Source organism: Mesorhizobium sp. M7A.F.Ca.CA.002.04.1.1 (assembly GCF_004022805.1).
In the GTDB taxonomy this organism is placed as follows: Bacteria; Pseudomonadota; Alphaproteobacteria; order Rhizobiales; family Rhizobiaceae; genus Mesorhizobium; species Mesorhizobium ciceri.
In genome coordinates this window covers 1-6609 of record NZ_RZPL01000283.1, presented here as the reverse complement: position 1 = coordinate 6609, position 6609 = coordinate 1, and the positions used below count along the sequence as shown (strand labels likewise).

Below are 6609 nucleotides of genomic sequence, written 5' to 3'. Positions count from 1 at the left end.
GTGACGTCTCGACCTGCGGTTCATAGAAACCGGTGACGAGCCCATTTTCGGCAGGGATAAGCGCCGGGACAAAATGGCGCTCGAAGAAGGCGCGAGCTTCGCCGCGGGTCAAAACCGGCGACCGATTCGCCGGCGAAACGGTCCGGGCCTCGGCGTAGACATCCGCAAAGGCGTCGAAGTCGACGCCGAGCGCGCCGCTGCGATAGGGTTTGGTCAGGACATGGAAGGCCGAGCGCCGAAAGGCGGCGAAGGCGGCCGAATGGTCGTCATCGCCCCAGCCGGGCAGATCGCCGAAGGCTTTCTCGACAAAAAGAGGCGATAGCGACACCGGAGCCTCGCCGCGTATTCCCTAGTCTTCTTCCTCGGTGGCGACGAGCTTCCAGTTCGGATCGCGCGAGCGCGTGTCACGGGCGAAGGTCCAGACATCCTTGACCTCGGCCACGGTTTCCGGGTCGCCGTCGATGACGGCACCGGCCTTGTCGCGGGTCGCCGAAATCAGCTCGCTGATGATGCGCAGCGTGACATGCGCCTCGCCGCCCTTCATCTCGGCCGAGACGATATCGGCCTTGTCGATGCCGACGAAGGAGGACTGGATCTTTTCCGCCTTGGCCTCGCGCTCGCCGATGGCGGCGACAAAACCGTCATAGACCTCGCGCGACAACAGGTTCTTCAGCGTTTTGCGATCGCCGTCGGCATAGGCCATGACGATCATCTCGTAAGCCATCTTGGCGCCGTCGACGAAACCCTTCGGCTCGAAGGACGGATCATTGTCCTTGATCGTGCGCAGGCCCTTGTTGAGGTCGGTATCGGGCTTGGCGAAAGCGTCGATCGCGGCATAGGCGTCGGGAGCCGGCTCGCCTGGCGGACGCTTGCGCGGCAGCGAGACGACGTTTTCGGATTTCTGGGCGGCATCCTTGTCGCTGGTGCGAGCCGCCGAATAGGGATCGAAGGGCGGCCGTTCGCTGCCGGTGCGGCGGCCCAGCACATTGCGCAGCTGGAAAAAGATGACCACCGCCGCAATCAGGAAGAAAATCGTGCCGAAGTCGAAGAATCCCATATCTTCCGCCAATCAATCCCTGCCCTGTGGCCGGACCGTCAGGCCCAACGGCCGCGGTCGCATAGCGTTCAACATTCAAAGCATATAGAGCGCAAGGCGCAATCATTCAAATCAAAGGCAGGCATACCTATCTAACAGCCTCAGTGCCAGCGGCGATTGCCAGCTGGCGGCCAAAACAATCAAAACGGTCATGACGATCGAAAAAGGTTGGCAAGACTTGCGCATTTCGCTGCTTCCCTTCTTTCTCCTTGCACTGCCGCTGCTGGAAATTGCCGGTTTCGTCATCGTCGGCCGCGAGGTCGGCGCGCTGGCGACGGTAGGCCTCGTGCTGGCCTCGAGCATCGCCGGCGTGCTTTTGCTCCGATACCAGGGTTTTGGTGTCATGGCCCGCATCCGCAACGAGATGGCCGCCGGCCAGAACCCCAGCCGCCACCTTGCGCACGGCGCCATGATCGTGGTTGCGGCGATCCTCCTGATCATCCCCGGCTTCATCACCGACATTATCGGCCTGCTGCTGTTTCTGCCGCCGTTGCGCGACTTTGCCTGGAGCCGGTTCAAGGGCCGCATTGTCGTCGCCACCGATTTCTCGACCGGCGGTTTTCGTGGCCGCCAGCGCGACAGGGTCATCGACCTCGAAGACGGCGACTATTCGCGCGAGGACGATCTGAAGCGCGGCCCGGATCACAACTCGCCGTGGCGTCGCCTGAAGGACGATTAGCGCGCCGTCCCATCTCCATGCCGCAGCCGGGAAGCAAGGCGGCAAACCTTGTCTTGTCATCCCCGCCATGGTAGCGAACGCCCGATTTCAATTCGGTCAGCGACGCTGCCCAGGCAAGAGGACAAGGCTTATGGCCAGCAAAGATGACGCGCCGGTCGGCGCAGCCAACGGAAACGGCAATGCGGCGCAGCCGTCGCTCAACGTTCTGGCGCAATATGTGAAGGACCTGTCCTTCGAAAGCCCCGGCGCGCCGAATTCGCTGCGCGGCCGCGACAAGGCGCCGGGCATCGCCATCAATGTCAACGTCAACGCCAACCCGCTCTCCGACAAGCAGTTCGACGTCAATCTGACGCTCAACGCCAAGGCGTCCTTCGACCAGGAAGTGCTGTTCAATGTCGAGCTGGTCTATGGCGGCGTGTTCGCCATCGCAGGCTTTCCGCAGGAACACATGCTGCCGATCCTGTTCATCGAATGCCCGCGTCTTTTGTTCCCGTTCGCCCGCCAGATCATCGCCGAGGCAACCCGCAATGGCGGCTTCCCGCCGCTGATGCTCGACCCGATCGACTTCGCGCAGATGTTCCAGCAGAAGCTGGCGGAGGACCAGGCGTCGTCGAAGGTCCAGGTGAGCTGAGGGCTGCCTGCCACGGATTGTGAAAAGCCCGGCCTTGCGCCGGGTTTTTTGTTTTGGGCGGGACGATTGAGGCGCCGGCAGGGCAGAGGGGGGCGCCAAGGATCGCCAACGGGACGATTTTAGTTCCCGTGAACCTTCAGCCACAGCGCCTTTTCACCCAATGTCCCGACCATGCCGGCGTGCGCGGCACGTTCGGCTTCTGTCACGCGCGGCGGCAGTGGCGCCGGGCGCGGGGCGACGACGATTTCGATCTGGCGGACATTCTCGCCCTGGGCCGGCGCGGTGGCGCTGTCGAGGATGAGGGCCGCCTGCTTGCCGCCGATCAGCTCGATATAGACCTCGGCCAGCAATTCGGAATCGAGCAGGGCGCCGTGCTTGGTGCGCTTGGTGTTGTCGATGCCGTAGCGCCGGCAGAGCGCATCGAGCGAATTAGGACCCATCGGGTGCTTGCGGCGCGCCAGCGCCAGCGTGTCGACGACGACGCCGTTGTCGATGACAGGGTGACCCAGCCGGCCGAATTCGACGTTGAGGAAGCCGACATCGAAAGTGGCGTTGTGGGCGACCAGCTTGGCGCCGTCGGTAAAGTCCAGCCACTCCTGCACAATCTCGGCAAAGGTCGGCTTGCCCGCGAGGTCCGCCGCGCTGATGCCGTGCACCGCCTGTGCCTCGACATGGATCGCTCGGCCTTGCGGGTTGATGTAGTGGTGGAAGGTCCTGCCGGTCGGGAAACGGTTGACCAGTTCGACGCCGCCCAGCTCGATCACGCGGTCGTCGCGCGAATCGAGGCCGGTGGTTTCCGTGTCGAAGATGATCTCACGCATCGAATCAGTCGCTCCAAAGGAGCAGAATCGTGAGAGCGGAACAAAATGGCAATGAGAAACTATGATGGCCAGGGCAATCGCACAGGTTTGCGCCGCCCCTCATCGCCCTGCACCTTTCCTCTCCCCCGTCGATCGGGGGAGAGGTGTCGAGCGAAGCCGGCAGGCAGATAAGCGGCTCTCACATCGACAGCTGGCGGTCGAGCGGTGGGCTCAACCACCTGGCTTGCCAACCCCTATCAGCTGGCTGATGATTGCAGCGACCTCCGCCCGCGCGGCGTCCATCCCCTGGCCGGTGTCGACGATGAAATCGGCCTGACGGCGTTTTTCCGCGTCCGGCACCTGCTTGGCCAGGATCGACGCCAGCTTTTCCTCCGTCATGCCCGGCCGCGCCAGCACGCGTTCGCGCTGGGTCTCGGCCGGGGCGGTGACGACGACGACCTTGTCGACGCGGTTGCGGCCGCCGGTTTCGAAGAGCAGGGGGATGTCGAGGACGGCGATCGGCGCGCCTGATCCACGATGCCTGGCCAGAAAGGCATCGGCATCGGCGCGCACCAGCGGGTGGATGATGGTTTCCAGCCGCTTCAGCGCCGCGGCATCGCCGAGCACGCGCGCGCCAAGTTTGGCACGATCGACCATGCCGGCGGATGTGGTGCCGGGAAAGGCGGCCTCGACCAGGGGTGCTGCCTTGCCGGCATAGAGGCGATGCACCGTCTCGTCGGAATCGTGGACCGGCACGCCGGCGTCAGTGAACATCCTGGCTGTGGTCGACTTGCCCATGCCGATCGAGCCGGTGAGGCCGAGCACGATCATGGCTTCGGCACCAGATCGGCGACGATCAGGGCCCGAAGTTCGGCCGTCACCCGCGGCCTGATGCCGAACCAGCGCTCGAAGCCAGGCACGGCCTGATGCAGAAGCATGCCGAGACCGTCGACCGTCTTCAGATTTCGCGCTCGGGCGGCCGCAAGCAGCGGCGTCTCCAGTGGCACATAGACGATGTCGGTGACGATGGCATGGTCGGGCAGCCGGGCGGGATCCGCCGACAGGCCTTCATTGCCATGCATGCCGAGCGCGGTGGTGTTGACCAGCAGGCCGGCATCGCCGAGCAGTTCGTTGGTCGCCGCCATGCCATGCGCCGAGACACCGGTGCCGAAACGATCGCGCAATTCCTGCGCTCGGGCCAGAGTGCGGTTGACGATGCGAATGTCGGCAACGCTGCGCTCCTTCAGCGCATGGATGACGGCGCGCGACGCGCCGCCGGCGCCGAGCACCACCGCCGGACCCTTGCTTGCCCAGCCCGGTGCATGATCGTCGAGGTTGGCGGCAAAGCCGTGACCGTCAGTGTTGCCGCCCCACAGGATGCCGTCCTCGAACCACAGCGTGTTGACGGCGCCGATTTCTTGCGCCGCCTGGTCGCGGCGTTCGGCCAATGCGAAGGCCGCTTCCTTGTGCGGGATGGTGATGTTGCCACCGCGGTAATTGTTTGCCTGCAATGTTTCCACGAACACGGCAAAGTCTTGCGGCGCGACATCGATGGCCTGGTAGCTTCCGTCGATGCCATGTTTGGCCAGCCAGTGACCATGGATCTTCGGCGAGCGCGAATGCTTGACCGGATGGCCCGACACGAAGGCTTTTTTCGACGCCTCAGCCATCGATCGCCCCCAGGTCTCGCAGTTCGGCCAGCAGCGGCAACAGCGGCAGGCCGACAATGGTGAAATGATCGCCCTCGATTTTCTCGAACAATTGAATGCCTTCGCCTTCGATCTGATAGGCGCCGACGCTTCCCAGCGCCTTGGCACCGACACGGGCGAGATGGCGCCCGATAAAGGCGGGATCGAGCTTGCGCATGGTCATCGAGGCGATGCCGACATGCCGCCACAGAACCTTGCCGTCGCGAACCAGCACGGCGGCGCTGTTCAACTGATGGGTCTTGCCCGACAGCGCCAGCAAATGACGGCGGGCACCCTCCATGTCAGCCGACTTGTGGAACACCTCGTCGCCGAGCGACAGCGTCTGGTCGCAGCCCAGCACCAGGGCGCCCGGCCTGCGCTCGCTGACTTCGGTCGCCTTAGCCTCGGCCAGCACCAGGGCGACGTCCTCGGGCGAGACGCCGCTATCCTGCAAAGGCGACTCGAGCGCGCGCTCGTCGACATCGGCCGGCACCGCCTCGACATCGACGCCGGCATTGACCAGCATCGCCTTGCGGAACGGACTGCCGGAAGCAAGGATGAGTTTTTCGATCATGCTGATTCACCCATGTTGGCGCTCCGTCACGCACCCCTCATCCGACCGAGCTTCGCTCGGCCACCTTCTCCCACAAGGGGAGAAGGGAAGTCCCGCGCGTACGCCGCTGCAAATCGCCAACTGGCGGTATCTTGCGGAGACGACGGTGCCACGTTCTTCCTTCTCCCCTTGTGGGAGAAGGTGGCCTCGCGAAGCGAGGTCGGATGAGGGGTGCTGGTGCTCACTTATCTTACCTGCCCTATCTATTCTTCCCCCGCAGGGCAACGATGGCCGCCGCCGTTTCCTCGATCGAGCGGCGGCTGACGTCGATCATCGGCCAGCCATGGCGCGTGCAGATCTTGCGGGCGTAGGCGAGTTCTTCGCTGATCGCCGCGCGGTCGACATAGTCTGATGCCTCATACGAGCTGCTGTTGCCGAGGATGCGGTTTTGCCGGACGTGCGAGATGCGCTCGGCGGTGGCGATCAGCCCGACGATGAGCGGCTTGCTGGCGGCAACCAGGCTTTCCGGCACCGGCACACCGAGCACGATCGGGATGTTGGCGGTCTTGATGCCGCGGTTGGCGAGATAGATGCTGGTCGGCGTCTTCGACGTGCGAGAAATGCCGATCAGCACGACATCGGCATCGTCCATGTTGAGCGGCAGCTGGCCGTCATCATGGTCCATGGTGAAATTGAGCGCGTCGATGCGGCGGAAATATTCGGCGTCGAGAACATGCTGGGCGCCGACGCGGCGGCCGGCGGGGGTGCCGAGATAGGACTGGAACACGGTCAGCACCGGCTCCAGCACCGACACACAGGGCAGGCCCATGGCCGCGCAGCGCTCGTCGATGCCGCGCGCCAGCTTCTGGTCCACGACCGTATAGAGGATGATGCCCGGCTCTTCCTCTATATCCTCGAACACCTTCGCCACCTGCTTTTCGGTGCGGATGAGCGGATAGATATGCTCGATGGCGCGCGCATCCTTGTATTGTGCCGAAGCCGCCCGGCCGGCGGCGAGCAGCGTTTCGCCGGTCGCGTCGGAAATCAGGTGCAGGTGGAAGAAGCTCTGGGGTTTGTTCACAGGGGGTCACCTGGGGCTGTGGGCTTCTGTGGATAAAGCGGGATGAAAAGAGGGGGCGGTCGGAGGCGACTGTATCAGATG

Annotated in this window: 8 protein-coding genes and 1 pseudogene; 2 read left to right on the top strand and 7 right to left on the bottom strand. The window is 63.9% G+C overall.

Annotated features, from left to right (window positions below; genetic code table 11):
- Positions 1–328 (bottom strand): annotated as a pseudogene (locus tag ENZ75_RS16355) (MltA domain-containing protein); the annotation flags it as partial.
- Positions 329–349: 21 nt separating this feature from the next.
- Positions 350–1057, bottom strand: a complete 708-nt coding sequence (locus tag ENZ75_RS16350) for a Tim44/TimA family putative adaptor protein (protein WP_027161247.1) — start codon at positions 1055–1057, stop codon at positions 350–352.
- A 217-nt stretch (positions 1058–1274) separates the two neighbouring features.
- Here ENZ75_RS16350 and ENZ75_RS16345 point away from each other — a divergent pair, with 217 nt between their 5' ends.
- Positions 1275–1775 (top strand): FxsA family protein, encoded by a 501-nt coding sequence (locus tag ENZ75_RS16345; protein WP_082826715.1) that lies wholly within the window; start codon positions 1275–1277, stop codon positions 1773–1775.
- 130 nt (positions 1776–1905) lie between these two features.
- The gene (secB, locus tag ENZ75_RS16340; protein WP_013528724.1) at positions 1906–2406 is read left to right on the top strand and encodes a protein-export chaperone SecB; all 501 of its coding nucleotides are present in this window, start codon (positions 1906–1908) and stop codon (positions 2404–2406) included.
- Between the two features lie 119 nt (positions 2407–2525).
- On the opposite strand, the gene dnaQ is transcribed toward secB, so the two are convergent.
- The 5 genes from dnaQ to ENZ75_RS16315 form a co-directional block, all read right to left on the bottom strand.
- Positions 2526–3227, bottom strand: coding sequence for a DNA polymerase III subunit epsilon (dnaQ, locus tag ENZ75_RS16335; protein ID WP_063169604.1), 702 nt, complete (start codon positions 3225–3227; stop codon positions 2526–2528).
- 210 nt (positions 3228–3437) lie between these two features.
- Positions 3438–4037, bottom strand: a complete 600-nt coding sequence (gene coaE, locus ENZ75_RS16330) for a dephospho-CoA kinase (protein ID WP_063169603.1) — start codon at positions 4035–4037, stop codon at positions 3438–3440.
- Positions 4034–4876: a shikimate dehydrogenase gene (locus ENZ75_RS16325; RefSeq protein WP_063169602.1), complete on the bottom strand. Its 843-nt coding sequence runs from the start codon at positions 4874–4876 to the stop codon at positions 4034–4036. Before ENZ75_RS16325 ends, coaE begins: the two co-directional genes overlap by 4 nt.
- Positions 4869–5468 (bottom strand): Maf-like protein, encoded by a 600-nt coding sequence (locus ENZ75_RS16320; RefSeq protein WP_063169601.1) that lies wholly within the window; start codon positions 5466–5468, stop codon positions 4869–4871. The genes ENZ75_RS16325 and ENZ75_RS16320 overlap by 8 nt, the downstream gene beginning before the upstream one ends.
- A 238-nt stretch (positions 5469–5706) precedes the next feature.
- On the bottom strand, positions 5707–6528 hold the full coding sequence (locus tag ENZ75_RS16315; protein WP_013528729.1) for a pyruvate, water dikinase regulatory protein: 822 nt from the start codon (positions 6526–6528) through the stop codon (positions 5707–5709).
- Between the last annotated feature and the right edge of the window lie 81 nt (positions 6529–6609).